Genomic DNA, 24,016 nt, shown 5'->3' with positions numbered 1-24,016 from the left:
GCGACCATGACGACCGGGGCCCCGTTAGTTCGAAAGGGGTCCACCTTTGAGTGAGATTCAGAACTCGTCCATCTTCGCGCTGGACGACATCTCCGACGAGGAGATGAACAACCTCATCGACGGCACCGTGACCGACTTCGACGAGGGCGATCTCGTCACCGGCTCCGTCGTGAAGATCGAGCGCGACGAGGTGCTGCTTGACATCGGCTACAAGTCCGAGGGCGTCATCCCCTCCCGCGAGCTCTCCATCCGCAAGGACGTCAACCCGGCCGACGTCGTGGCCCTGGGCGACGAGATCGAGGCCCTGGTTCTCCAGAAGGAGGACAAGGAGGGTCGACTCGTCCTGTCCAAGAAGCGCGCCGAGTACGAGCGCGCCTGGAACGCCGTGGAGGAGAAGTTCAACTCCGGCGAGACCGTCGAGGGCGAGGTCATCGAGGTCGTCAAGGGCGGCCTGATCCTCGACATCGGCCTGCGCGGCTTCCTGCCCGCCTCCCTCGTCGACCTCCGTCGTGTCAAGGACCTCAACGCCTACCTCGGCACCCGCATCGAGGCCCGCGTCATCGAGATGGACCGCAACCGCAACAACGTCGTCCTCTCCCGTCGCGTGGTCCTCGAGGAGGCCCGCAAGGCCGAGCGCCAGGAGATCCTCTCCAAGCTCCAGGTCGGCATGCGCCTCAAGGGCACCGTCTCCTCGATCGTCGACTTCGGCGCCTTCGTCGACCTCGGCGGCATCGACGGCCTCGTGCACATCTCCGAGCTCTCCTGGAACCACGTCAACCACCCCTCCGAGGTCGTCAAGGTCGGCCAGGAGGTCGAGGTCCAGGTGCTCGACGTCGACCTCAACCGCGAGCGCATCTCCCTCGGCCTCAAGCAGACCACCGAGGACCCGTGGCGCACGCTCGTCAAGAAGTACCCGGTCGACGCCATCGTCGAGGGCACCGTCACCAAGCTCGTCACCTTCGGCGCGTTCGTCGACCTCGGCGAGGGCGTGGAGGGCCTCGTGCACATCTCCGAGATGGCCAAGCAGCACGTGGACCAGCCGTCCCAGGTCTGCGCCGTGGGCGACACCGTCCAGGTGAAGGTCATGGAGATCGACCTCGACCGTCGTCGCATCTCCCTGTCCATGAAGGCCGCCGCCGAGACCCTCGGCACCGAGGTCGAGGTCAAGCCGCTCCCCGAGAGCGACAAGCCGGCCGAGAAGGACGAGGAGCCCGAGGCCGAGACCGAGGAGTAGCCTCGCGCACCCTCAACCGCGCCTTTTCTGGGGCCGCCTTCGGGCGGCCCCTTTTTCCTGCGCAAAAACGTAACAAGACTTTAGCCAAGTAAATCATCGGTTAAGGCTTCCTGAGATTTGCCCCCTTTCCCGGCCCCGTCCCAATAATGGGGACAGGATGCGGCACATGCCGCGCAAGTGGGACAAAGGGAGGAAGCGATCATGAGCGACACCATCACGCGCCGCGGCTTCGTCAAGGGGGCGGCGCTCGCGGGCGCCAGCACCGTCGCCGCGGGCCTCGCCGGCTGCGACGGCGAGCAGGCCCCCGCCACCAACGAGGACGGCTCCGTCAGGAAGATCCTGCGCTTCGGACAGTCCAACCCGAAGCTCGGCCTGGACATGCAGCTCTCCACGAACTCCGGCTCCTCCTCGATCGCAGACTGCATCTTCGAGGCTCCGCTGCGCTGGACCGAGGACAACGAGCTCGTCCCGTGCCTGCTCACCGAGGTCCCCACGTTCGAGGACGACGGCGTGACGCTGCACTGCACCCTCAAGGAGGGCATCAAGTGCCACGACGGCTCGACGCTCACGGCCAACGACGTCAAGTTCACCTTCGAGCGCATGTTCAAGCCCGAGACCGCGGCCAAGTCCACCTACATGTACGACATGATCCTCGGCGCCAAGGCCATGCTCAACGGCGAGGCCACCGAGCTCGAGGGCCTCACCGTCGAGGACGACACGCACTTCACCTTCGTCCTCGAGTACCCGATGGTCTCGTTCATCAACAACCTCGGCATCAACTACGCAGACATCTTCCCGCAGGCCGCGCTCGAGGCCGTCGAGTCCTCCGGCGGCCAGTGGGGCTGGGGCACCAACTGCGTGGGCACCGGCAAGTACAAGATCGTCTCCAACGACGACACCACCGAGGTCGTCATGGAGAAGTTTGCCGACTACCACGACGGCGAGCCCGCCCTCGACGAGGTCCACATCGTCTACTACGACGACAACAACACCAAGATGCTCGCCTTCAAGAACGGTGACATCGACTGGTGCGACATCGACTCCACGCTCCTCCAGCAGTACCAGCAGGACGCGGACGTCTCGCCGTGCATCACCCAGTACGAGACCCTCGGCGTCCACTTCGTGAACCTCAACCTCAAGGACGGCATGGGCCTCGAGGACGAGCGCGTGCGCGAGGCGCTCTCCATCGCCATCAACCGCCAGGAGCTCGTGGACACGGTCCTCGCCGGCGCCGGCACGCCCGCCATGGGCTGGCTCGCCCCGCAGACCCCCGGCCACGACCCTGACGCCGAGATCCCCTACGACCCCGACCGCGCCAGGGAGCTCCTGGCCGAGGCCGGCGCCGAGGGCCTCTCGCTCGAGGCCAAGATCCGCGCCAACCTCTACGAGACCTACATGACGGTCGTCCAGAGCTACTGGCGCGAGATCGGCGTCGACCTCCAGCTCACGATCGAGGACAACGGCGTCTGGTCCTCCGACTGGGCCGACGGCAACTGCCAGATCACCGCGATCGGCTGGTTCCCGCTCTACGCCGACGGCGACAACCACCTCTACACCTACTTCTACAGCGAGAACGCCTCGGGCAAGTCGTCCTTCTACGACAGCGAGGAGTTCGACCAGCTCGTCACCGAGGCGCGCCAGGAGCAGGACCAGGACGTCCGCGCCGACCTCTACCGCCAGGCCGACAACCTCGTGACGCGCGTCGACTACGCCACGATCCCGCTCTACTGGCCCAAGAACGCCTTCGCCGCCAAGAGCTACGTCAAGAACGCCAAGGTCGGCAACCTCATCTACCACATGTTCGACATCGACATCGACACCTCCGACCCCAACTACTCCGCGTAAGGGCGAGGCGAGAAGGACGGGCGCCCCGACGAGCTTCTCGGCGTCGGGGCGCCCGCACGCGGGCCGGGCGCGGCCCGCCCGAGAGGAAGGATCAGGATGAGAGGGTTTCTCGTCAAGAGAATCTTGATGGCGATAGGGGTGGTGCTTGCCATCTCCGCCATCACGTTCTTCGTCCTCAACATCGTGCCGGGCGACCCGGTGCGGATCATGGTGGGCGAGATGGCGGACGACGCCACGGTCGAGCGCATCCGCGAGCAGATGGGCCTCAACGACCCGGTGCTCGTCCAGTACGGGCGCTGGCTCTCCAACATGCTCCAGGGCGACTTCGGCACGTCCTACACGCAGAGCAAACCCGTCGTCGAGCTCATGGGCAGCTCGTTTCTCACGACCGCCCGCCTCGCGGGCTGCGCCTACGTCTTCGCGCTGCTGATGGGCCTGGTCGTGGGCGTCGTGGCCGCCGTCAACCACGGCCGCTGGATCGACCGTGCCCTCATGGCCCTCTCGATCCTGGGCATCTCGGCACCCGTCTTCTGGGTGGCGGTCATCCTGCAGATCGTCTTCGCGCTCAACCTGGGGTGGTTCCCGCTCTCGGGCATCAGGACCTGGCAGGCCTTCGTTCTGCCGGTGATCGCGCTCGGCGTGCGCTACGCGGCCTCGATCGCGCGCGTCACGCGCACGAGCATGCTCGACGTCCTCTCGCAGGACTTCATGCGCACCGCCGAGGCCAAGGGCGTGCGCAAGTGGGCCGTCATCATCCGCCACGGCCTGCGCAACGCCCTCATCCCGATCATCACGATCGCGGGCACCCAGCTCGGCGAGATCCTCACCGGGTCGATCCTGATCGAGTCCATCTTCATGATGCCGGGCATGGGCAAGCTCCTGCTCGACGCCATCAACGCCCGCGACCTCCCGCTCATCCAGGGCGGCGTCATGTACATCGCGATCGTGTGCGTCGTCGTCTACCTCATCGTGGACATCCTCTACGCCGTGGTCGACCCGCGCATCCGACTTGGAGAGGAGGCGGCTGAGTAATGGCCCTTCTCACGAGCGACAAGCACAGTCCCAAGGTCCAGAAGGTCGAGGACGTCGCGAGGCGCGCCTCCGAGGCGCAGATGCCTACCGGCGAGCCCGGGGGGCCCGCCAAGCGGCGCGCCTCGAGCTACTGGGCGGTGAGCTGGAACATCTTCAAGAAGAACAAGCTCGGCATGTTCTGCCTCGTCGTCGTGCTCCTTCTCGCCCTGGTGGCGATCTTCGCGCCGCTGCTGGCGCCCTACGACCCCGACGCCCAGGAGCTCACCAACATGCTCCAGCCGCCCTCGGCCGCCCACCTCTTCGGCACCGACGAGTACGGCCGCGACATCCTCTCGCGCGTGATCTACGGCTGCCGCGTCTCGCTCTCGGTCGGCGTGGTCTCGCAGGCCATCGCGCTCGTCATCGGGTTTCTTGCCGGCGTGTGCGCGGGCTACTTCGGCGGCAAGGTCGACGCGGTCATCTCCTTCGTGATCCAGGTCTTCTCGAGCTTCCCGTTCCTGCTGTTCGCCATCGTCGTCATGTACGCCCTCGGCCAGGGCCTCGTGAACCTCTACGTGGTGCTCGGCCTGCTCGGCTGGGCGTCGACCGCGCGCCTCATCCGCGGCGACGTCATGCGCCTCAAGGGCTCCGAGTACATCCAGAGCTGCATCCTCTCGGGCGGCAAGAGCTGGCGCATCATCATGAGGCACCTGCTGCCCAACTGCGTCTCCACCCTCATCGTGACCACGACGCTCGGCATCCCGTCGGCCATCATGAGCGAGGCGTCCCTCTCGTTCCTCGGCCTGGGCGTCATGCCCCCGATGTCGAGCTGGGGCCAGATGATCGACGCCGCGCAGCCCTACATCCAGTCGTCCACGTACTACAGCGTCATCCCCGGCATCGCCATCATCGTCACGGTCATGGCGTTCAACCTGCTCGGCGACGCGCTGCGTGACGCCCTCGACCCCAAGATGCGCTCCTAGGAAGGGGGATGCCACATGTCTGAAACCAACGTCTCGGTCAACGCCGAGCTGCGCGACGTCGCCGAGGAGGTGGCCGAGCAGCAGCTCGCGGCCGCCGCGCGCGCCGAGGTCCTTCTCGACGTGGAGGACCTGTCCGTCACGCTCTTCACCGAGGACGGCGCGCTGCCGGCCATTCGCAACCTCTCCCTCGTCATGCGCCGAGGCGAGACGCTCGCCGTGGTGGGCGAGTCGGGCTGCGGCAAGTCGATGACGGCGCTCTCGATCATGGGCCTGCTGCCCCAGCCGCCCGCCAAGATCGTGGGCGGCAAGATCGTGCTCGAGGGGACCGACCTGGCACAGCTCTCGCGCGACGAGATGCGCGCCTGGCGTGGCAGCAAGATCGGCATGATCTTCCAGGAGCCCATGACCTCCCTCAACCCCGTCATGACGGCGGGGCGCCAGATCCGCGAGGGCATCCTCGTGCACAACCCCAAGATGCCCAAGAAGGACGCCGACGCGCGCGCCCTCGAGATGATCAGGCTCGTGGGCATCCCGGCGCCCGAGAAGGTCTTCAGGAGCTACCCGCACGAGCTCTCCGGCGGCATGCGCCAGCGCGTGATGATCGCCATGGCGCTCGCGTGCCAGCCGGCGCTTCTCATCTGCGACGAGCCCACCACGGCGCTCGACGTGACGATTCAGGCGCAGATCCTGCAGCTCATCGACCGCATGCGCGAGGAGCTGGGCACCGCCGTCATGCTCATCACCCACGACATGGGCGTGGTCTCGGAGATGGCCGACTGGGTGGCCGTCATGTACGCGGGGCACCTCGTGGAGTACACGCTCGCCTCCGAGCTCTTCACCAACCCCAAGCACCCCTACTCGATCGGCCTCATCAACTCCATCCCCTCGCTCGACGACGCGGTGGAGAAGCTCTACGCCATCCCCGGCAACGTGCCCATGCTCGACGAGCTGCCCTCGGGCTGCCCGTTCCACCCGCGCTGCCCCTACGCGCGCGACGTCTGCCGCCAGGAGTGCCCGCACGTGCGCCCGCTCGACGGCGACGAGAACCACACCGTGGCCTGCTGGATGTTCGACAAAGAGAAGTGGGGTGAGTAGCGTGGGCAGAAACGCAGACATGACGGACGTCGTGCTCAAGGTCGAGCACCTCACCAAGCGCTACCCGGTCAAGAAGGGCGTCTTCGGCAAGGCGAGCGCCTACGTCCACGCCCTCGAGGACGTCTCCTTCGAGGTACACCGCGGCGAGACCTTCGCCATCGTGGGCGAGTCGGGCTGCGGCAAGTCCACCACGGGCAAGTGCGTGCTGCGGCTGACCGAGCCCACCGCGGGCACGGTCACGCTTGACGGCGAGGACTTCACCGCGCTTTCCGGCGAGGACCTCACCCGCGCGCGCCAGAAGATGAAGCTCATCTTCCAGGACCCCTACTCGTCGCTCAACCCGCGCATGACCGTGGCCGACATCATCGCCGAGCCGATCGACATCGCGGGCACCTACAAGACCCGCGCGGAGCGTGACGCGCGCGTCGAGAAGATCATGCAGGCCGTAGGCCTGGACCTCGCGTTCAAGTACCGCTACCCGCACGAGTTCTCCGGCGGCCAGCGCCAGCGCATCGGCATCGCGCGCGCCATCGTGCTCAAGCCCGAGGTCGTGGTCTGCGACGAGCCGGTCTCGGCGCTCGACGTCTCCGTGCAGGCCAAGGTCATCAACCTGCTCGAGGAGCTCCAGGAGCAGTTTGGCCTCTCCTACGTCTTCATCAGCCACGACCTCTCGGTGGTCAAGCACATCTCCGACACGGTCATGGTGATGTACCTGGGCCACACGATGGAGCTCGCGAGCAAGACCGAGCTCTTCGACAACCCGCTGCACCCCTACACGCGCGCGCTTCTCGACGTCATCCCGCGCATCCGACACGAGCGCATCCAGGACAAGAAGGTCCTCGAGGGCGACGTCCCGAGCCCCACGAACCCGCCCCAGGGCTGCGTCTTCAACACGCGCTGCCCGCGGTGCATGAGGGTCTGCGGCGAGCGCGCTCCCGAGATGCACGAGGTCGTGCCCGGGCACCGCTGCGCCTGCCACCTCTACGACGAGAGCCTGAGCGAGAGGGACCGCGAGCCGGTGATGGCGCGTGCCCTCGCGGAGGCGGAGGCCGCCCTCGCCGGGGCGTAAGGAGAAGCGAGCCGCGCCCCTCGGGGGCACGTTGGGAGAGAGACATGTCAGACGTCCTTGAGCGCTTCGTGCGCTACTGCGAGGTCCCCTCGCAGTCCAATCCGCAGACGGCCGACCACGTGCCGTCCACGCAGAGCCAGTTCAAGATCGCCGAGGTCGTGGCCGAGGACCTGCGTGCGCTCGGCGCCGAGGACGTGAGCGTGGACGAGCACGCCTACGTCACCTGCCACTGGCCGGCGAGCGTCGGCGCCGAGGAGCTGCCGACGCTCGGCTTCTGCTGCCACCTGGACACCGCATGGCAGAGCTGGGGCGACCCGGTCCGCCCGCGCGTGGTGCGCTACGAGGGCGGCGAGCTCGCGATCGGCACCGGCCCAGATGGCCGTCCGGTCACGCTGAGCCCGGACGTCAACCCCGAGCTGGAGCGCATGGTGGGCGGCGAGCTCGTGGTCACCGACGGCACGTCGCTTCTCGGCGGAGACGACAAGGCGGGCGTCGCCGAGTGCGTGGCGCTTCTCGCCCGCCTGCGCGAGAACCCGGAGCTGCCGCACCCCCGCCTGGCGCTTGCGTTTGTCCCGGACGAGGAGATCGGCCACGGCGCCGCGCTTCTCGACCTCGAGGCGTTTGGGGCAGACTTTGGCTACACCATCGACGGAGGACCCCTCGGGGAGTTCTGCTACGAGACGTTCAACGCCGCGGAGGCCGAGCTCACGGCGCACGGCGTCTCGGTCCACACGGGCACGGCCAAGGGCAAGATGGTAAACGCCTCCGAGGCGATCATGCGCTTCCACCAGCTGCTGCCTGCCGCCGAGCGGCCGGAGTTCACGGAGGGCTACGACGGCTTCTTCTACCTCGAGCGCATGGAGGGCTCCTGCGAGGAGGCGAGCGCGGCCTACATCATCCGCGACCACGACCAGGCCCAGGTGGAGCGCCGCAAGGACCTCATGCGCGCCGCCGCGGCCCTGGTGAACGCGCAGATGGGGGAGGGCACGCTCGAGCTTGCCATCCACGACCAGTACCACAACCTCGCCGACGTGGTCTGCCTCCCCGAGAACGCCCATCTCATCGACAACGCCCGCGCCGCCTACGCGGCCTGCGGCGTCGAGATGACCTGCGTCCCCATGCGCGGCGGCACGGACGGATCGCAGCTCTCCTTCCGCGGCTTCCCCTGCGCCAACCTCTCCGCCGGCTACTACAACGCCCACGGCGTGCGCGAGTTCGTCCCCGTGGCGGAGCTCGAGCGCATGGTGGACGTGCTGCAGGACCTTGTGGGGCGCTACGCGCGGCCGCAGGCGTAGAATAGCGCGTCGGGAGGAGCCCGGCGGGCCAGCGCCCGTCATGACGAAGGAGGAGCCGTGAGCCACGAGATCGACCCGCAGTACCTGATCGACACCCTGCACGAGTGCGTCGAGGTTGAGAGCCCGGTGGGCTACTACCCCGAGGTCCACGCCTGGCTGCGCGAGACGCTCGCCGAGATGGGCTACGAGATGTTCACCGACAACAAGGCCACGGCCTACGTGCGCGTGGCGGGCAAGAGCGCCGAGAAGTGCGTGTGCGTGGGCGCCCACCTGGACACGATCGGGCTCGTGGTGCGCGGCATCAACGACGACGGCACCCTGCGCGTCCGCCAGCTCGGCGGCATCAACTACGCGAGCATCGAGGGCGAGACCTGCCTCGTCCACTGCCGCGACGGCCGCACGGTGGCCGGCCAGGTGATCTGCAACCACCACTCGGTCCACGTCTGGGCCGAGGCAAAGACCGACGCGCGCACCGAGGACACCATGTCCGTGAGCCTGGTGGCCGACGTGGCGAGCGCCGAGGACGCACGCGCGCTCGGCGTCACCGAGGGCGCCGTCATCGGGATCGACCCGCACTTCGAGGCCTTCGACAACGGCTACGTGGTGAGCCGCCACATCGACGACAAGGCGAGCGTCGCGGTCCTTCTCGACGTGCTGCGCTGGCTCGCGGAGAGCGGCGAGAAGCCCGCGTACGACACGCTCTTCGCCTTCCCCGTCTACGAGGAGATCGGCCACGGCGGCGCGTGGGTCCCGGCCGAGGTGAGCGAGTACGTGGCGCTCGACATCACGCTCATCGGCCCCGACTACGCCGGCTCCGACGAGCACTCCGTGGGCGTGATCTGCTCCGACGCCAAGGGTCCCTACGACTGGGAGCTCACCAACACGCTCATCGCCTGCGCCGAGTCGGCGTGCACGCCGGGCCGCTGGAACACCCAGGTCTGCTTCCACTACTCCACCGACGCCAACGCCGCCTACACCCACACCAACGACCTGCGCTCCGGTGCCTTTGGCATGGCGTGCCTGAACACGCACGGCCGCGAGCGCTGCCACGTGGACGCGCTGGTGGAGACCGAGAGGCTCTGCCGCGCCTACCTCATGGGCGAGGGTCGCTAGCCGGGGTCTTGGTCCCTCGGGCCGCCCCGGCGCGCCGGCGCCTATCAGATGAGGCCAAAGTTTCGGGATTCCCTCTGCGGGCTGACTCGCGGGGCGGCAAACGGGTATCAGAGTTGCGTCGGACGCGAGCGAGGGGACGGGCATGGCAAAGGGTGACTGGCAGCGCAAGGTGGCCGAGTGGCTGAGGGGGCGGCAGGGGCCGGACGACCTGGCCGTGTTCTGCACCAACCTCGCCATCGTCGCGGTGCTCGTCAACGTCTTTGCCCACACGAGCTGGCTCGGCTGGGTGGGGCTGGCGCTCATCGCCTACGCGATGTTTCGCATCCAGTCCAAGAACCTCGGCGCCCGCTCGCGCGAGAACGCGGCGTTCCTGAAGGCGCTTGGCCCGGCGCGTCCGTGGGTGCAGAACCCCGGCGCCGCCTGGCGCGAGCTGCGCACCTACAAGCACGCCCGCTGCGGCTCGTGCCGACAGAAGGTCCGCGTGCCGCGCGGCAAGGGCAAACTCCGCGTGACCTGCCCCAAGTGCGGCGCCAAGTTCGAGGTCAGGTCCTAGACCGCCTACCGGACGCTTGGGCGAGAAGGACCTCCCCGTGCTATCGTTGTTTGGTCTGAACACTGAGCAAGGGAGGTCCAACATGCTGAGCAGAAGAGGGTTTCTGAAGGTCGCCGGTGCCGGAACGGCCTCGCTTGCACTCGCGGCGTGCGCGGGCGAGGGCGGCGAGCAGCCCGCCGAGCCCGCGGCCGACGCCGCGGACGAGGAGCCGTCCGCCGAGCCCGTCGCCGTGCGCACCGCCGCGCTCAAGGGGCCCACGGCCATGGGGCTCGTCCGCTTCATGAGCGAGGTCGACGCCGGCAACCTCGCCGACAACGACTACTCCTTCGACATCTACGCCTCCGCCGACGAGGTCACGCCGCTGATCGCAAAGTCTGAGGTGGACGTGGCCGCCGTGCCGGCCAACCTCGCGAGCGTGCTCTACAACAAGACTGAGGGCGGCGTGCGCGTCATCGCCATCAACACGCTCGGCGTCCTCTACATCGTGGAGCAGGGCGACTCGGTGCAGAGCGTGGCCGACCTCGCGGGCAAGACCATCTACGCCTCCGGCAAGGGCTCCACGCCCGAGTACGGCCTGGCCTACGTCCTGGAGAAGAACGGCCTTGCGATCGGCGAGGACGTGCAGGTCGAGTGGGCGAGCGAGCACTCCGAGGCCCTCGCGCAGCTCATGGCCGACCCCGACGGCGTGGCGATGCTGCCGCAGCCCTTCGTGACAACGGCCCAGGCGAAGAACGACCAGATCCGCGTGGCGCTCGACCTCACCGAGGAGTGGGACGCGGTGCAGACCGGCGACGAGCGGAGCTCCATGATCACGGGCGTCGCGGTGGTGCGTTCGGAGTTCGCCGACGAGAACCCCGGCGCCGTCGAGGCGTTTCTCGCCCACTACGCCGAGTCGGTCGACTTCGTCAACGACAACGTCGCCGAGGCCGCGCAGCTCGTGGGGAGCTACGACATCGTGAGCGCCGAGGTCGCCGAGAAGGCGCTGCCCGAGTGCAACATCGTCTGCGTCACGGGCGCGGACATGAAGGAGCGCCTCTCCGGCTACCTGGCGGTTCTCGCCGACCAGAACGCCGAGGCCGTGGGCGGCTCGCTGCCCGGCGACGACTTCTACTTCGGCGCCTAGCGGCCGGGCGCGATGGCACGCTCGCGCGGCGAGAAGGACCTCGGGCCGGCCGGGCGGCTCCCCACGTGGGCCGTCCGGCTGCTCTGCGTGGCGTTCTGGCTCGTGGTCTGGGAGCTCGCCGCCCGCGCCATCGACGCGAGCATCGTCCTCGTGGGGCCGCTCGAGGTGGCGGGGCACCTCGTCTCCCTGTCCCTCACGGGCGAGTTCTGGGCCTCCCTGGGCATCTCGCTCGCCCGCGTTCTGGCTGGGCTCGCCGCCGGGGTCGTGGCGGGCGTCGCGCTCGCGGCGCTCTCGAGCCGCGTGCGGGTCGTGCGCGAGCTCGTCGCCCCGGTCATGAGCGCGGCGAAGGCGGTGCCCGTGGCCTCGTTCGTGATCCTCGTGCTGCTGTGGGTGCCCTCGCGCGGCCTCTCGACCGTCATCGCGCTCGTCATGGCGCTCCCCATCGTCTACACCAACGCGCTCGAGGGCATCCGGCAGACCGACCCGGCCCTGCTCGAGATGGCCGAGGTCTTTGGCGTGCGCCCGCTCGAGCGCGTGCGCCTCGTCTACCTCTCCCAGGTGCTTCCCTACCTGCGCGCGGGCTTCTCGCTGGCGCTCGGCATGTCCTGGAAGGCGGGCGTCGCGGCCGAGGTCATCGGGCTGCCCGACCTCACGGTCGGCGAGCACCTCTACGACGCCAAGGTCTACCTCAACACCGCCGACCTCTTCGCCTGGACGGTTGCGGTCGTGGCGGTCTCCGTGTGCCTTGAGGCCCTCGTGGGCCGCGCGCTCGACGCGGCCGTGAAGCGCTGGGAGGCCCGGCCGTGAGCGCGCCAGGTGCGTGCGCGCCCGCCGTCGAGCTGCGCGAGGTCGAGAAGGGCTATGGGGAGCTGAGCGTGCTGGCGGGTGCCTCCGCGTGCCTCGAGGGGGGCCGCGCCCACGTGGTCATGGGGCCGTCGGGCGCGGGCAAGACGACGCTGCTGCGCCTGGTGGCGGGGCTCGAGGAGCCGGACTCGGGCGAGGTCGTGCGCCCGCGCGGGCGCCTCGCGATGACCTTCCAGGAGGACCGCCTGCTCGACGGCCTCACCGCCACGGCAAACGTCCGCCTCCCGCACGGCCGCCTGCGCGGGCGCGCCCTCGGGGAGTTCCTCGAGCGGGAGCGGGAGGCGCTGCGCGCGGTGGGCCTGCCGGTGGACGCGCGGCCGGTGCGCGAGCTGTCCGGCGGGCAGAGACGGCGCGTGGCCATCCTGCGCTGCGTGCTGGCCCCAGCCGACGTGCTCCTGCTCGACGAGCCGCTTAAGGGCATGGACGACGGGACCGTGGGGCGGGTGATGTCCTACGTGGCGCCGCTGCTCGAGGGGCGCACCGTCGTCTGGGTGACGCACGACCCCAGAGAGGCGGCCCTGCTTCCCGACCCCGTCGCATGGCGTGTGGAGGACGGGCTCGTACGCCCCGCCAGAGGGCGACTTGTGCGAAGATAGACAACCGTTAGCCAGGACAGGGGAGGCAACATGCACGTCATCTATCTGGCCGGCGGCATCGCGTCCGGCAAGTCAACGGTCGCCGCTACGATGAAGGAGTGCGGGGCCACCCTCATCGACCTCGACGAGCTCTCGCGCCAGGCGCTCTCGCCGTGGTCGCCCATCATCCCCGACATCGTGAGGGAGTTCGGCGACGACATCATCACGCCCACCGGTGCGGTGAAGCGCCGCCTGCTCGCCGAGCGCGCCTTCTCGAGCACCGAGCGCGCGGTCACGCTCGAGGAGATCGAGCTGCCCGTCATCGACGAGCTCCTGCGTGCCAACATCGCCAAGATCGCCGAGGAGGAGGCGGCGGAACGCTCGGAGAACCCCGACGCCCCCGAGCGGGTCGTCGTTGTCGAGGTCCCGCTGCTCGACCGCATGCGCGGGTCCTTCGACATGGCCGACGAGATCGTCGGCGTGGTGTGCCCGCTCCCGGCCCGCCGCGCCCGCGCCCTCCAGAAGGGGTTCGACCGCAACGACTTCGAGCGCAGGGTCGCCCAGCAGCCCTCCGACAGGTACGTCATCGCGCACTCCAACCACGTCTTCAACAACATCCGAACGATCGACGTCTTCGCGCAGCAGGTCCGCGACTGGTGGCACGAGCGCGAGGAGCAGGGCTGGGAGAACGTTCCAAAGCGGGGCGCGGGCGTTGCCAAGGCGTAGCGCGCGCCGCCGCGCCCGCCCGACGCCGCGTCGCCAGGCGCGTCCCCGGGCCCGCGCACGGCGGCCGAGGCCGTCTCGGCGTATCGTCGTCGCCCTCGTGGCCTGCGCGCTGCTGGTCGGCGTGGGCGCGGCCCTCTACGCGACGCCCACCTCGCCGCTGTGGAGGCTCGTCTACCGCATCGACCACGCGGCCCTCGTCGAGGACGCCGCGCAGCGTCACGGGCTCGACCCCGACCTCGTGTGCGCGATCATCAAGTGCGAGTCCGACTGGGACGCCGGCGCGGTGAGCCACGCGGGCGCCGTGGGCCTCATGCAGGTCATGCCCTCGACGGCCGAGAGCCTCGCCGAGATGGGGCTCGTCGACGGGTCCGCCTACGACCCCTCCGAGCTCACCGACCCCACGACCAACGTCGAGTACGGGTGCGCCTATCTCGGCTACCTGCAGGAGCACCTCTCGAGCAGAGAGGAGATCATCGCGGCGTACAACGCCGGCCTCGCCGCCGTGCAGGGCTGGATCGCCGACGGGGGCTCCATTCCCGAGGGGATCGAGTACGAGGAGACCCGCACCTACCTCGAGCGCGTGCTCGCCGCCTACGAGGGCTATCGCTCGAGCTACCCCGGGGGGATTACCGGGTGACGAGCGAGTTGCGCACGTCGACGAGCGCGTCGTCGTTCTTGTGGGTGAGCAGCGCAGCGACGAGCGGGCGCGCGACCGAGAAGAGCCCCGCGTCGGTGCAGGCGGCTGCGGCGAGCGCCGTCTGTCGGCGCCGCCGCTCGAGGTCTGCGGACGGAATCCCCGCCGCCTCGAGCGTGGGGGCGACGCGCTCGTCACTCAGGCGCTCGAGTCCCTCCTCGGACTCCAGAAGGTCGTCGAGCTCGGCGCTGGCGGCCTGCGCTATCTCGTCGTCGTGTTCCATCGAGCGCTGGTAGCACGCAACCGCGAGGTCGCTGCGGCCGAGCTTCCACTCCATGTAGGCAAGACGGTAGAAGCAGATCGAGACCTCGCGCGGAGTGACGGCCTCCCTGATCGCGCCGACGAGCGCGTCGGCCGCCTCGAAGACCCTCGACTGCTCCTCGAGGCAGCGCACGCGGGAGAGTGCGGTGTCGGCGCAGGCGGGCGCCACGCGCACGAGCTCGTCGGCATGGCGAAGGGCCTCGTCGTGCCGGCCGAGCTGGTTGAGGATGCGTGTGGAGTAGAGGTGGGCGCCGTAGTACTCGTCGGGGACGAGCCGGACGGCGCGACCCCCGTCGTCCGCCGACAGGTTGTAGGCGACCCGCTCGATCGTCGAGCAGAAGTAGCGATAGACCGAGTCGGCGTCGTCGAGGTAGATGCCCGTCTCCTCCGCGGGGGCGAGCGCGCGCTCGAGCTCGGCCAGGGCCTGCTCGAGCTCCTCGCGCACCGGCTCGCCGTCGAGCGCCTTCGAGGCGCGTCGGCAGGCGTCGGCGAGCGGGCCGCCGTCCACGAACAGCCGCTCGAGCGTCTCGTGGTCGGAGACGTCGGCGCCGCCCGTGACGAGCGCCTCTGCCACCCTCCCACACGCCTCGGCGACGGTGAGGTCGTCGGTGGAGCCGCGTAGCTCCACGAGCGCGGAGACGGCCTCGCGCGTGGTCCCGCGCAGGCTGGCCTCGATCTTCCTCCAGGCCTGTTCGCGCCCGGCCTTCTCCATGATGCCGAGGTCGCTCACGCGTCGCGCCCCGCAGGCGGAGGCGAGCGCGCCGCCGCACTCCGTGTCGTCGAGCTCGACGGCTCGGCCACGCTCGGGCGGGCATACCTCGGGGGAGTCTGCGCGCAGGAAGGGCTCGACGGGCAGCAGCCACCCGTCCTCGCCCACCCGCGCCGCAAGCGCCTCGTCGCTCGGAAGGGAGCGAAGCGACGCGTGCGAGAGCCTCTCGAGCGCCTCGCGCGTGAGGTCGAGCGAGAGCAGGGTGGTCCGCTCTTCGTCACGGTCGTGGCAGTTGACCACGACGCGCCTCACGAGCCTGCTGGACTCGAGCGCCACGCGCCCGAGGGCGAGCGCGAGCCCGAGGGCGTGACGGCTCGCGAGGTCGGCGCGCGTCCTGGCCGTGCCCCCCGCCCACGCGAAGCAGGCCGGGGAGGGGGCGCACACGTCCACGCAGGCGAGGCCCGCCCCGACGTTGGACTGGAACGACTGCTCCACGCGGAAGGGTGCGGGGAGGTCCTCCGCGCCGTCCGCGAAGCGCAGCCGGCACGACCACTCGCCGTCCTTCTCGGCCCCCTGGAGAAGGTCGTCGCGGAAGGCGCGGCTCCTGTCGGCGAGCGGCCTGAGCCCGGCGACGCCGACAAGAGCCTCCTCAACCCGATCGTCGAGCCCTCCCGGGCCGCCCCCGGCGCGTGCGAGGTCCTCGCCCACGTTGAGCGCCGCCTCGATGCCGACGAGGCGCTCGAGGTCGGCTCGCTCGAGCCCGACGCCGGGGGTCGAGAGCCACCAGCGGCCGTTCCTCCCGAGGCGGTTGGCGCGCACGACGGGCGCGCCCTCCCACTCCATGACGCCGGAGCGCGACAGGAGCTCGAGCACGTCGTCGAGGCCCTCGCCGCGGCGTGCGTGGGAGACGAGGTCGCGCAGGGTGGCGAGGACGTCGTCGCTGTGCTTGAGCATGCCCTCGAGCCCTACGGCGCCGGAGGGGGCGGGCCTGGCGCCGGTCACGCCGGCGGGTGCGGGCGGCCTTTCGGCGGAGGGGGCCGAGCCGCGGGCGCGGGCGAGGGCGAGGACGCCGGAGACGCACAGGGCCACCCCGAGGATGGCGCTGCGGGTCACGGTGCGCTGGTCTCGCCAGGGCGTCTCCCCCGGCGCGGCGGCGAGCGCCAGCGCGCCGAGCAGACAGGCGGCGCCCAGCACCACGGCGGCGACGCCCCACCAGCGCGGCAGCGGCCGCACACCTCCAGCGTTTCTGCCCATAGGGCCCCCTCTCGAGGCTCTTCTCGCCCATCGGTTCCTGTTGGCTATGACAGTATCTCACAATCTGAATGAGAACAAGTGTTTGCAATCGGGATTTTGGGGTAAACTAGGGTCCAAGGGAGACGACGGAAGGGGGAGCCGTGGGAGGACCGGTGTCCGCAGGCGGGCAGGAGCGCTTTGGCGCCGAGCTCGTGCGCTTTGGTCGCGAGAAGGGCGGCGAGCGGCTCGAGGTGGTCTCGCCCTACGAGCCGGCGGGCGACCAGCCGCAGGCCATAGAGAGGCTCGCCGAGGGTGTGGAGCGCGGGCTTCGCTACCAGACGCTCATGGGCGTCACGGGATCGGGCAAGACCTTCACCATGGCCAAGACCATCGAGCGCCTCGGGCGGCCCACGCTCATCATGGAGCCCAACAAGACGCTCGCGGCCCAGGTCGCGAGCGAGATGAAGGAGCTCTTCCCCAACAACGCGGTGGTCTACTTCGTCTCCTACTACGACTACTACCAGCCCGAGGCCTACGTCCCGCAGACGGACACCTACATAGAGAAGGACGCCTCGATCAACGAGGAGGTCGAGAAGCTGCGCCACCAGGCGACCTCGAGCCTGCTGTCGCGCAGGGACGTCATCGTGGTGGCGTCGGTCTCCTGCATCTACGGCATCGGCAGCCCGCAGGACTACGCCGGCCTCGCGCCCAACGTGAGCAAGGACGAGCCGCTCGAGCGCGACGAGCTCATCCACAGCCTCATAGACATCCAGTACGACCGCAACGACTACGACCTCTCCCGCGGGACCTTCCGCGTGCGCGGGGACACCGTCGACGTCTTCCCGCCCTACGCGGAGAACCCCCTGCGCATCTCGTTCTTCGGGGACGAGGTGGAGCTCATCGCGGAGGTGGACAACGTCACCGGGGAGATCGTCCGCGAGTTCGACGCCATCCCCATCTGGCCCGCCTCCCACTACGTCACCGAGCGGCCCAAGGTCACCCACGCCCTCAAGACCATAGCCGAGGAGCTCGAGGGGCGCGTGGCCGAGCTCAAGGCGAACGACATGCTGCTCGAGGCCCAGCGCCTTGCTCAGCGCACCGGCTACGACCTCGAGATGCTCGAGACCATGGGCTACTGCAACGGCATCGAGAACTACTCGCGCCACCTGGACGGCCGCAAGGCGGGAGAGCCGCCCTACACGCTCATCGACTACTTCCCCAAGGACATGGTCTGCATCATCGACGAGTCCCACGTCACGGTGCCCCAGATCCGCGGCATGTACGAGGGGGACCGCTCGCGCAAGGTCACGCTCGTGGACCACGGCTTTCGCCTGCCGTCCGCGCTCGACAACCGCCCGCTGCGCTTCGACGAGTTCGAGGAGCGCGTTCCCCAGTTCATCTACGTCTCGGCCACGCCGGGAGACTACGAGGAGTCCGTCACGCAGCAGCAGGTCGAGCAGATCATCCGCCCGACGGGGCTTCTCGACCCCAAGGTCGAGGTCAGGCCCGTCCACGGGCAGATCGACGACCTCATCTCGGAGATAAAGGAACGCGTGGCGAAGAAGGAGCGCGTGCTCGTGACCACGCTCACCAAGCGCATGGCCGAGGACCTCACCGACCACCTGCTCGACGAGGGCGTGCGCGTCAACTACATGCACTCGGACACCGCCACGCTCGACCGCGTGGACATCATCCGCGACCTGCGCCAGGGCAAGATCGACGTTCTCGTGGGCATCAACCTCTTGCGCGAGGGCCTGGACATCCCGGAGGTCTCGCTCGTGGCGATCCTGGACGCGGATAAGGAGGGCTTCCTGCGCAACAGGCGCTCGCTCATCCAGACCATGGGCCGCGCGGCGAGAAACGCCCAGGGCGAGGTCATCATGTACGCGGACACCGTCACGGACTCCATGCGGGCGGCCATCGGGGAGACCGCGCGCCGTCGCCAGATCCAGGAGGCGTTCAACCAGGAGCACGGTATCGTCCCGCGCACCGTCAAGAAGTCGATCACCGACGTCTCCTCGTTTATCTCCGAGGCGTCGGCCACGCTTGAGGGCAAGACGCGCGACCGCCACGGCACGGGCAGCCACGGCGCGTTCGAGAGCCTCGCCGAGCCGTCCGAGCAGGTCGCGGGGTCCGTGGCGGACGAGCTCATGCAGCTTTCCGCGAGCGAGCTCGCCGACGTGGTCGACGCGCTCGAGGAGGAGATGGCCGCCGCGTCGGAGGCCATGGACTTCGAGACGGCCGCGCGTCTGCGCGACCAGATCGTGGAGATCCGCACGCGCGTCGAAGGCGGCTCGGCCGACGAGGTCATCTCCCGGCTCAAGGCGGGGGCTCGCAAGGGGAGCGCCCACGCCACGCGCCGCCGCTACCGCCCGCGCAGGAAGTAGGGGGGCGGCCATGTCAGGGCATCTCGTCGAGGAGAGGAACATCCGGGGCTACCTGGCGTGCGAGTTCGAGGGGCTCGACGAGCGGCCGCTCGGCGACGTGGACAGCCTCGTGCTCTCGTGCCTCTCGTACTACCGGCTCCCCCAGGAGGCGAGCCGCGCGCGCACGCACGAGGGGATGGCGCTCGGAGAGCTCTTCCGCGCCGAGTGGTTCGAGCCCATGACGAGGGGCCTCTGGGACCCGGAGGGGCTCGTGCGCCTGCTCGCGGCCGCCGTCGCCAGCCCGCGCCTGCGCGGCCTGCGCGTGAGCGACTACGAGGACGACTTCAGCGAGACCCAGGAGAAGCAGTTCAGCGCCTGCACGCTGCGCCTCCCCGGCGGCGGGGCCTACGTCTCCTTCCGCGGCACGGACAACACGCTCGTGGGGTGGAAGGAGGACTTCAACATGGCCTTCGAGACGGGCGTGCCCTCCCAGCTCGCCGCCGTCCGCTACCTCGAGCGCGTGGCGCCGTCCGTGGACGGGCCCCTCTACCTCGGCGGGCACTCCAAGGGCGGGAACCTTGCCGTGTACGCCGCGGCGCGCTGCCCGGGCGAGCTGGCGGCGCGCATCGAGCGCGTCTTCTCGCACGACGGCCCGGGCTTCACCTCCGAGGCGCTCGCCGACGAGGCGTGGCGCGAGCGCGCGCACCTCGTCTCAAAGACCGTCCCGCACTCGTCCGTGATCGGCATGCTCTTCGAGCGCCAGGAGGACTACGCCGTGGTCGAGTCCTCGACGACGGCCCTCGCCCAGCACGACCCCTTCTCGTGGGTGGTCGAGGGGGCTGACTTCGTGCGACACGAGGGGCTTGCCCGGGGCGCCTCCTTCCTCGACGAGAGCCTCAACCAGTGGATCGCGAGCATGACGCACGCCGAGCGCGAGGGGTTCGTCGACGCGCTCTTCTCGGTCTTTGCGGCAGGAGGGGAGGACACCTTCGGGGAGCTAGGGGAGCGCTGGCAGACGAGCGTGCCGGCCATGCTGCGCGAGGTCGCCCGGCTCGAGCCCGAGCAGCGCGGCCACATCACGCGGGCGCTGGCACTTCTCGTACGCTCCTTCGTGCCCGACGTGAGCCTGCCGCAGGTGCCGGAGCTCGAGCCCCTGCGCCTGCCCGACTTGGAGGCGCTCCTGCCGGGTAGAATTGCAGGAGACGGGAAAAGTTCGGACAACGAGGTCTCGGAGGGCTGAGATGGCAAAGATCGTGGTGGCGTGCGGGTCCGGTGTGGCAACCTCCGAGATGGTGGCGGCCAAGCTCACCCGGCTCCTGGAGGCGGAGGGCGTGGAGGCCGAGGTCGTCGCCGTGGGCGTCGACCAGCTCGACGACGCGCTCGCCGACGCGGACGTCTTCGTCCCGGTCGTGAGCACCGAGAAGACCTACGACGTGCCCGTGGTGAGCGGCGTCGCCTTCCTCACCGGCATGAACCAGGAGGAAGAGCTCGCCAAGCTGGTGGACGTCCTGCGCTTTGCGTGACGCGCCGCCGGCGTCATCACCGCAACATCTCGAGCTCGGTGAGCGGCTCGTCCGCAACGCTTCGCCCGGTGAGCGAGAAGCCCAGGTGCTCGTAGAAGCCGATCGCGCGGTCGTTTCCCGCGAGGACGAGGAGCGCCACGCTCTCGTGCGCGCAGCGCTCGAGCGCGGCCTCCATGAGCGCCCTCCCCACGCCGCGTCCCTGATGGGAGCGCAGCAGGTAGATGGAGGAGACCTCGGAGACGCCCCGGCGCCCCGCCCAGGCGCGCGCCTCGTCCTCCCAGCTCGCAAAGCCCACGGGCACGCCTCTGTCCCAGGCGAGCAGCACGCGCTCCCAGCCGATCCTGCGCTGTCGGGCGAGCATGCGCCCGTAGGTGATGTTCTCGTCGAGCCAAGCCTGAGGGACGAGACCCTCGTACGTCTCGTGCCAGCACCTCACGTGCAGGCGCGCCTTTGCCTCCAGGTCCGCTTCGGTCATGGGGAGGATTTCTGCCATGTCGCTCACCTCAGCTCGCGGCCGCCCGTCCCGTGCGAGGCGTACGTCGCCACGATCTTCTCGGCCGCAAGGATGCCGTCGGTCGCCGCGCTCATGATGCCGCCCGCGTAGCCGGCGCCCTCGCCTACGGGCCACAGGCCGCTCACGCTCACGCTCTGGCCGTCGGCGCCCCGCGTCACGCGCACCGGTGAGCTCGAACGCGTCTCCACGCCCGTGAGCACGGCGTCGGCCGCGTCAAAGCCGCGCAGGCGCCGGCCCATCTGGGGGATCGCCGCGCGCAGGGTCTCGCTCACGTAGTCGGGTAGGCAGGGGCCCACCTTGCCCCAGGCGACGCCGCGCGGGTAGGTGGGGACGACCTCGCCGCCCGCGCTCGACGGAGCGCCCGCCAGGAAGTCGCCCGCGAGCTGCGCGGGGGCGACGAAGGCGCCGCCGCCCGCGGCGAAGGCGGCGCGCTCGCAGGCCCGCTGCAGCTCCACGCCGGCGAGCACGTCGTCGCCGGGAAGGTCGTCCGGGAAGACGTTGGCGAGCAGCCCCGAGTTGGCGTTTGTCCCCGCGCGGTCCGAGAGGCTCATGCCGTTGGTGCAGACGCCGCCCGGCTCGCTCGCGGCGGAGACCACGTAGCCGCCGGGGCACATGCAGAACGAGAAGGCGCTGCGGCCGGACGGCAGGTGGCAGGAGAGCTTGTAGGGCGCGGCGCCGAGCGCGGGGTGGCCCGCGGCGCTGCCCCAGAGCGCGCGGTCGACGCTTGCCTGCAGGTGCTCGATGCGCACGCCCATGGCGAAGGTCTTGCGCTCCATCGCCACGCCGCGCTCGCGCAGCAGCTCGAAGACGTCGCGCGCCGAGTGCCCGCAGGCCATGACCACGCAGCTCGCGGAGACGCGCTCCTCGCGCACCGAGCCGTCCTCCCCGGCCTGCGCGAGCGTCACCGAGCGCACGCGCCCTCCCGTGACGTCGAGGTCGACCATCCTGCAGCGGCAGCGCACCTCGCCGCCCGCCGCCTCGATCTGGCGCACGAGCTCGTCGACAACGCGGGGCAGCACGTCGCTTCCCACGTGAGGCTTGGCGTCCCAGAGGATCTCCCGCTGCGCGCCCGCCGCGACGAACTCCTCCAAGATGAGCCGGTGCGCCGGGCTGCGCGTGCCGGTCTGGAGCTTGCCGTCTGAGAAGGTGCCCGCGCCGCCCACGCCGAACTGGATGTTGCTCTCGGGGTCGAGCTCGCCCGTCTCGTCGTGGCGCCGCACGACCTCGCCACGGCGCGTGGCGTCGTCGCCGCGCTCCACGAGCAGCGGCTCGAGCCCAGCGCGCGCGAGCGAGAGCGCGCAGAAGAGCCCCGCGCAGCCGGCGCCCACCACCACGGGCCGCAGGGCCGGCGCGCTCGGGACGACCTCGGGGAAGCCGTACGGCTCCTCGTCCACGACCCGCACGTTCTTCTCGGCGCGGTGCCTGGAGAGGCGACGCAGGAGCGCCCGCTCGGCGTCCTGGCCGCCCGCGAGCTCGGCACGCAGCGTGAAGGTGAGATGCACCTCGCCGCGCTTGCGGGCGTCGATCGAGCGGCGCCGGCGCGTGACAGACGCGAGGTCCTTCTCGCCGATGCGCAGGCGGCGTGCCAGCGCGCGGCGGCACGCGGAGAGCTCGGCGGCGTCGGACCCGTCGAGCTCCTGAAGCCCAACGCGGATGCCTGAGACCTCGATCATGTGCGTCCTTTCTCGACCGCCCCCGGTTTGGGGTCCGCTCAATGATACGTGATGGGGCGCCGCGTCTGGCGGGCGTCGCGCTCTGCCGCAAACGGGGCGCGACTGGGTGGCATCCTTGATGTTGGATCGCGCCAGGGGTCGCGGATGCGAGCAAAGTGCCTGCAAGGGGAGAGCCAAAATGGCGCCTTGTGGCAGATTCTGGGCTGCGGGCATCAAGGATGCCACCCAATCACCGTGCTTTTCTGGCAGAACGGACCCCTGGGGAGACGCGCGCACCGCCAAACACCCAATCGGTCCGCTTTCGTGGCGGGGCGGGTCACGCCCGGCGGCGAGAGGGACCTCGGCCCGGGATGCCCGCGCTACCTCCCGGCGACGGCTCGCGCCGCGGCGGACGCGCCTGCCACCAGGCCGCTCTTCCATGCCCAGGCGAGGTTGAAGCCGCCGCAGGCGCCGTCCACGTCGAGCGCCTCGCCGCAGGCGAAGAGGCCGGGAACCGCCCTGGCCTCGAGCGTCTTGGGCGAGAACTGCGCCGTCACCAGGCCTCCCCGGGTGACCTGCGCGCGCTCGGGCTCGGCCGGGCCGGACACGACGAGGCGCAGGTCGCGGGCCCTTCTCGCCGCGCCAGGGCCGAGGGCGGCGGCGACGACGGGGTCGAGCAGGCCGCAGGCGCCGCCGGCGGCGCGCACGAGCTCGCCCGCGCGCCGCTCGTCCATTCCGCAGGTGAGGTCGAGGGAGACGACGTCGCCGGGGCGGGCGTGCCGCGAGAGGTCGAAGGCGACGATCCCCGAGACCCCGTAGGTCCTGAAGAGCGCCTCGCCCTCCTCGCGCGCGACCTCGGCCCCCTCGCGCAGGAGCCGCGCGACCACGTGCGCGCGCCTCCCGTCGAGCGCGCGGAGGTCGACCTCGGGCGTGGCGGGGCGGCACGCGAGCGAGCAGAGCACCGGCTCGTACGGCGCGCACGCGAGCCCGAGCCCGCGCACCAGCCCCTCGCCGCCGCCCGCCGCGACCACCACGGCGCCGGCGGAAACGGAGATCCGCCGCCCGTCCTCGTCAAAGGAAACCTCGCCCTGCGCGATCCCCGTCACCTCGCGGGCGGCAGCCATCACCACGCCGGCCCGCCGCGCCCGGGCGAGAAGGACCTCGCGCACGCTGGACGCCTGCCGCGAAAGCGGGTAGATGCGCCCGCCGCCCTCCTCGGCCACCGCGAGCCCGCATCCCTCGAAGAACGCCAGCACGTCGGCGAGAAACCCCTCGGGCGTCCCGCAGACCGCCTCCACGAAGGCCGCGTCGTTGTAGCGCCCCCACGCGAGCCGCGCGTTGGCAAGGTTGCAGCGCCCGTTGCCCGTGGCGAGCAGACGCCGCCCGAACGCCACGTCGCGCTCGAGCGCCACCACGTGCGCGCCGGCCTCCGCGGCGGCGACGGCCGCGGCGAGCCCGGAGGCGCCGCCACCCACCACCACGACGTCTGCCGCCCGCGGCACGCGGACCGCCCGCGCCGCCGCGAGCGCCTCCTCGCGCGCTCGCGACCTCGAGGTTCTTCTCGCCGTACGTGCCACG

Annotated in this window: 21 protein-coding genes; 17 read left to right on the top strand and 4 right to left on the bottom strand. The window is 70.2% G+C overall.

Annotation, left to right across the window (positions count from 1 at the left end; all coding sequences use genetic code 11):
• The first annotated feature begins 46 nt into the window (after nt 1-46).
• From rpsA to B5F23_RS02085, 14 genes are all read left to right on the top strand, one after another.
• The gene (gene rpsA / locus B5F23_RS02150; protein WP_087351131.1) at nt 47-1,234 is read left to right on the top strand and encodes a 30S ribosomal protein S1; all 1,188 of its coding nucleotides are present in this window, start codon (nt 47-49) and stop codon (nt 1,232-1,234) included.
• Nucleotides 1,235-1,435: 201 nt separating this feature from the next.
• Nucleotides 1,436-3,079 (top strand): ABC transporter substrate-binding protein, encoded by a 1,644-nt coding sequence (locus B5F23_RS02145; protein ID WP_087351127.1) that lies wholly within the window; start codon nt 1,436-1,438, stop codon nt 3,077-3,079.
• Nucleotides 3,080-3,175: 96 nt separating this feature from the next.
• Entirely contained in the window at nt 3,176-4,111 is a 936-nt protein-coding gene (locus B5F23_RS02140) for an ABC transporter permease (protein ID WP_087351124.1), read from the top strand.
• On the top strand, nt 4,111-5,073 hold the full coding sequence (locus B5F23_RS02135; RefSeq protein ID WP_087351122.1) for an ABC transporter permease: 963 nt from the start codon (nt 4,111-4,113) through the stop codon (nt 5,071-5,073). Before B5F23_RS02140 ends, B5F23_RS02135 begins: the two co-directional genes overlap by 1 nt.
• Nucleotides 5,074-5,088: 15 nt before the next feature.
• Nucleotides 5,089-6,168 carry an ABC transporter ATP-binding protein gene (locus B5F23_RS02130; RefSeq protein WP_087351119.1) on the top strand — a complete coding sequence of 360 codons (1,080 nt, stop codon included), beginning with the start codon at nt 5,089-5,091 and terminating at the stop codon, nt 6,166-6,168.
• A 1-nt stretch (nt 6,169) separates the two neighbouring features.
• Nucleotides 6,170-7,237: an ABC transporter ATP-binding protein gene (locus tag B5F23_RS02125; protein WP_275083200.1), complete on the top strand. Its 1,068-nt coding sequence runs from the start codon at nt 6,170-6,172 to the stop codon at nt 7,235-7,237.
• A 44-nt stretch (nt 7,238-7,281) separates the two neighbouring features.
• A complete protein-coding gene (pepT, locus tag B5F23_RS02120) occupies nt 7,282-8,532 on the top strand; it encodes a peptidase T (protein ID WP_087351115.1) in 1,251 nt (416 codons plus the stop codon).
• A 57-nt stretch (nt 8,533-8,589) separates the two neighbouring features.
• The gene (locus B5F23_RS02115; protein WP_087351112.1) at nt 8,590-9,645 is read left to right on the top strand and encodes a M20/M25/M40 family metallo-hydrolase; all 1,056 of its coding nucleotides are present in this window, start codon (nt 8,590-8,592) and stop codon (nt 9,643-9,645) included.
• Nucleotides 9,646-9,787: 142 nt separating this feature from the next.
• On the top strand, nt 9,788-10,198 hold the full coding sequence (locus B5F23_RS02110; protein ID WP_087351109.1) for a hypothetical protein: 411 nt from the start codon (nt 9,788-9,790) through the stop codon (nt 10,196-10,198).
• 82 nt (nt 10,199-10,280) lie between these two features.
• Complete coding sequence (locus B5F23_RS02105) at nt 10,281-11,321, top strand: ABC transporter substrate-binding protein (RefSeq protein ID WP_087351107.1); 1,041 nt, start codon at nt 10,281-10,283, stop codon at nt 11,319-11,321.
• Between the two features lie 12 nt (nt 11,322-11,333).
• Nucleotides 11,334-12,128 carry an ABC transporter permease gene (locus B5F23_RS02100; protein WP_087351104.1) on the top strand — a complete coding sequence of 265 codons (795 nt, stop codon included), beginning with the start codon at nt 11,334-11,336 and terminating at the stop codon, nt 12,126-12,128.
• Nucleotides 12,125-12,781 carry an ATP-binding cassette domain-containing protein gene (locus tag B5F23_RS02095; RefSeq protein ID WP_087351101.1) on the top strand — a complete coding sequence of 219 codons (657 nt, stop codon included), beginning with the start codon at nt 12,125-12,127 and terminating at the stop codon, nt 12,779-12,781. Before B5F23_RS02100 ends, B5F23_RS02095 begins: the two co-directional genes overlap by 4 nt.
• Before the next feature lie 30 nt (nt 12,782-12,811).
• Nucleotides 12,812-13,486 carry a dephospho-CoA kinase gene (gene coaE, locus B5F23_RS02090; RefSeq protein WP_087351098.1) on the top strand — a complete coding sequence of 225 codons (675 nt, stop codon included), beginning with the start codon at nt 12,812-12,814 and terminating at the stop codon, nt 13,484-13,486.
• A 97-nt stretch (nt 13,487-13,583) separates the two neighbouring features.
• Entirely contained in the window at nt 13,584-14,123 is a 540-nt protein-coding gene (locus B5F23_RS02085; RefSeq protein WP_158096096.1) for a lytic transglycosylase domain-containing protein, read from the top strand.
• Here B5F23_RS02085 and B5F23_RS02080 read toward each other — a convergent pair.
• Nucleotides 14,113-16,404, bottom strand: coding sequence for a tetratricopeptide repeat protein (locus B5F23_RS02080; RefSeq protein ID WP_143786337.1), 2,292 nt, complete (start codon nt 16,402-16,404; stop codon nt 14,113-14,115). The genes B5F23_RS02085 and B5F23_RS02080 overlap by 11 nt on opposite strands.
• A gap of 140 nt (nt 16,405-16,544) precedes the next feature.
• Between B5F23_RS02080 and uvrB the strand changes: the two genes are divergently transcribed.
• The 3 genes from uvrB to B5F23_RS02065 are packed head-to-tail and all read left to right on the top strand — an operon-like array spanning nt 16,545 to nt 20,272.
• Nucleotides 16,545-18,770, top strand: coding sequence for an excinuclease ABC subunit UvrB (gene uvrB / locus B5F23_RS02075; protein WP_446723470.1), 2,226 nt, complete (start codon nt 16,545-16,547; stop codon nt 18,768-18,770).
• A gap of 10 nt (nt 18,771-18,780) precedes the next feature.
• Complete coding sequence (locus tag B5F23_RS02070) at nt 18,781-19,989, top strand: Mbeg1-like protein (protein WP_087351085.1); 1,209 nt, start codon at nt 18,781-18,783, stop codon at nt 19,987-19,989.
• Nucleotide 19,990: 1 nt separating this feature from the next.
• On the top strand, nt 19,991-20,272 hold the full coding sequence (locus B5F23_RS02065) for a PTS galactitol transporter subunit IIB (RefSeq protein WP_087351082.1): 282 nt from the start codon (nt 19,991-19,993) through the stop codon (nt 20,270-20,272).
• Between the two features lie 16 nt (nt 20,273-20,288).
• On the opposite strand, the gene B5F23_RS02060 is transcribed toward B5F23_RS02065, so the two are convergent.
• From B5F23_RS02060 to B5F23_RS02050, 3 genes are all read right to left on the bottom strand, one after another.
• Entirely contained in the window at nt 20,289-20,765 is a 477-nt protein-coding gene (locus B5F23_RS02060; RefSeq protein WP_087351080.1) for a GNAT family N-acetyltransferase, read from the bottom strand.
• 5 nt (nt 20,766-20,770) lie between these two features.
• The gene (locus B5F23_RS02055; protein WP_087351077.1) at nt 20,771-22,459 is read right to left on the bottom strand and encodes an NAD(P)/FAD-dependent oxidoreductase; all 1,689 of its coding nucleotides are present in this window, start codon (nt 22,457-22,459) and stop codon (nt 20,771-20,773) included.
• Between the two features lie 359 nt (nt 22,460-22,818).
• The gene (locus B5F23_RS02050) at nt 22,819-24,015 is read right to left on the bottom strand and encodes an NAD(P)/FAD-dependent oxidoreductase (RefSeq protein WP_087351074.1); all 1,197 of its coding nucleotides are present in this window, start codon (nt 24,013-24,015) and stop codon (nt 22,819-22,821) included.
• Nucleotide 24,016 lies beyond the last annotated feature (1 nt).

Origin of the sequence: Olsenella sp. An188, assembly GCF_002160255.1 — a bacterium.
Classification (GTDB): domain Bacteria; phylum Actinomycetota; class Coriobacteriia; order Coriobacteriales; family Atopobiaceae; genus Thermophilibacter; species Thermophilibacter avistercoris.
This window is presented reverse-complemented; position numbering and strand designations above follow the sequence as displayed.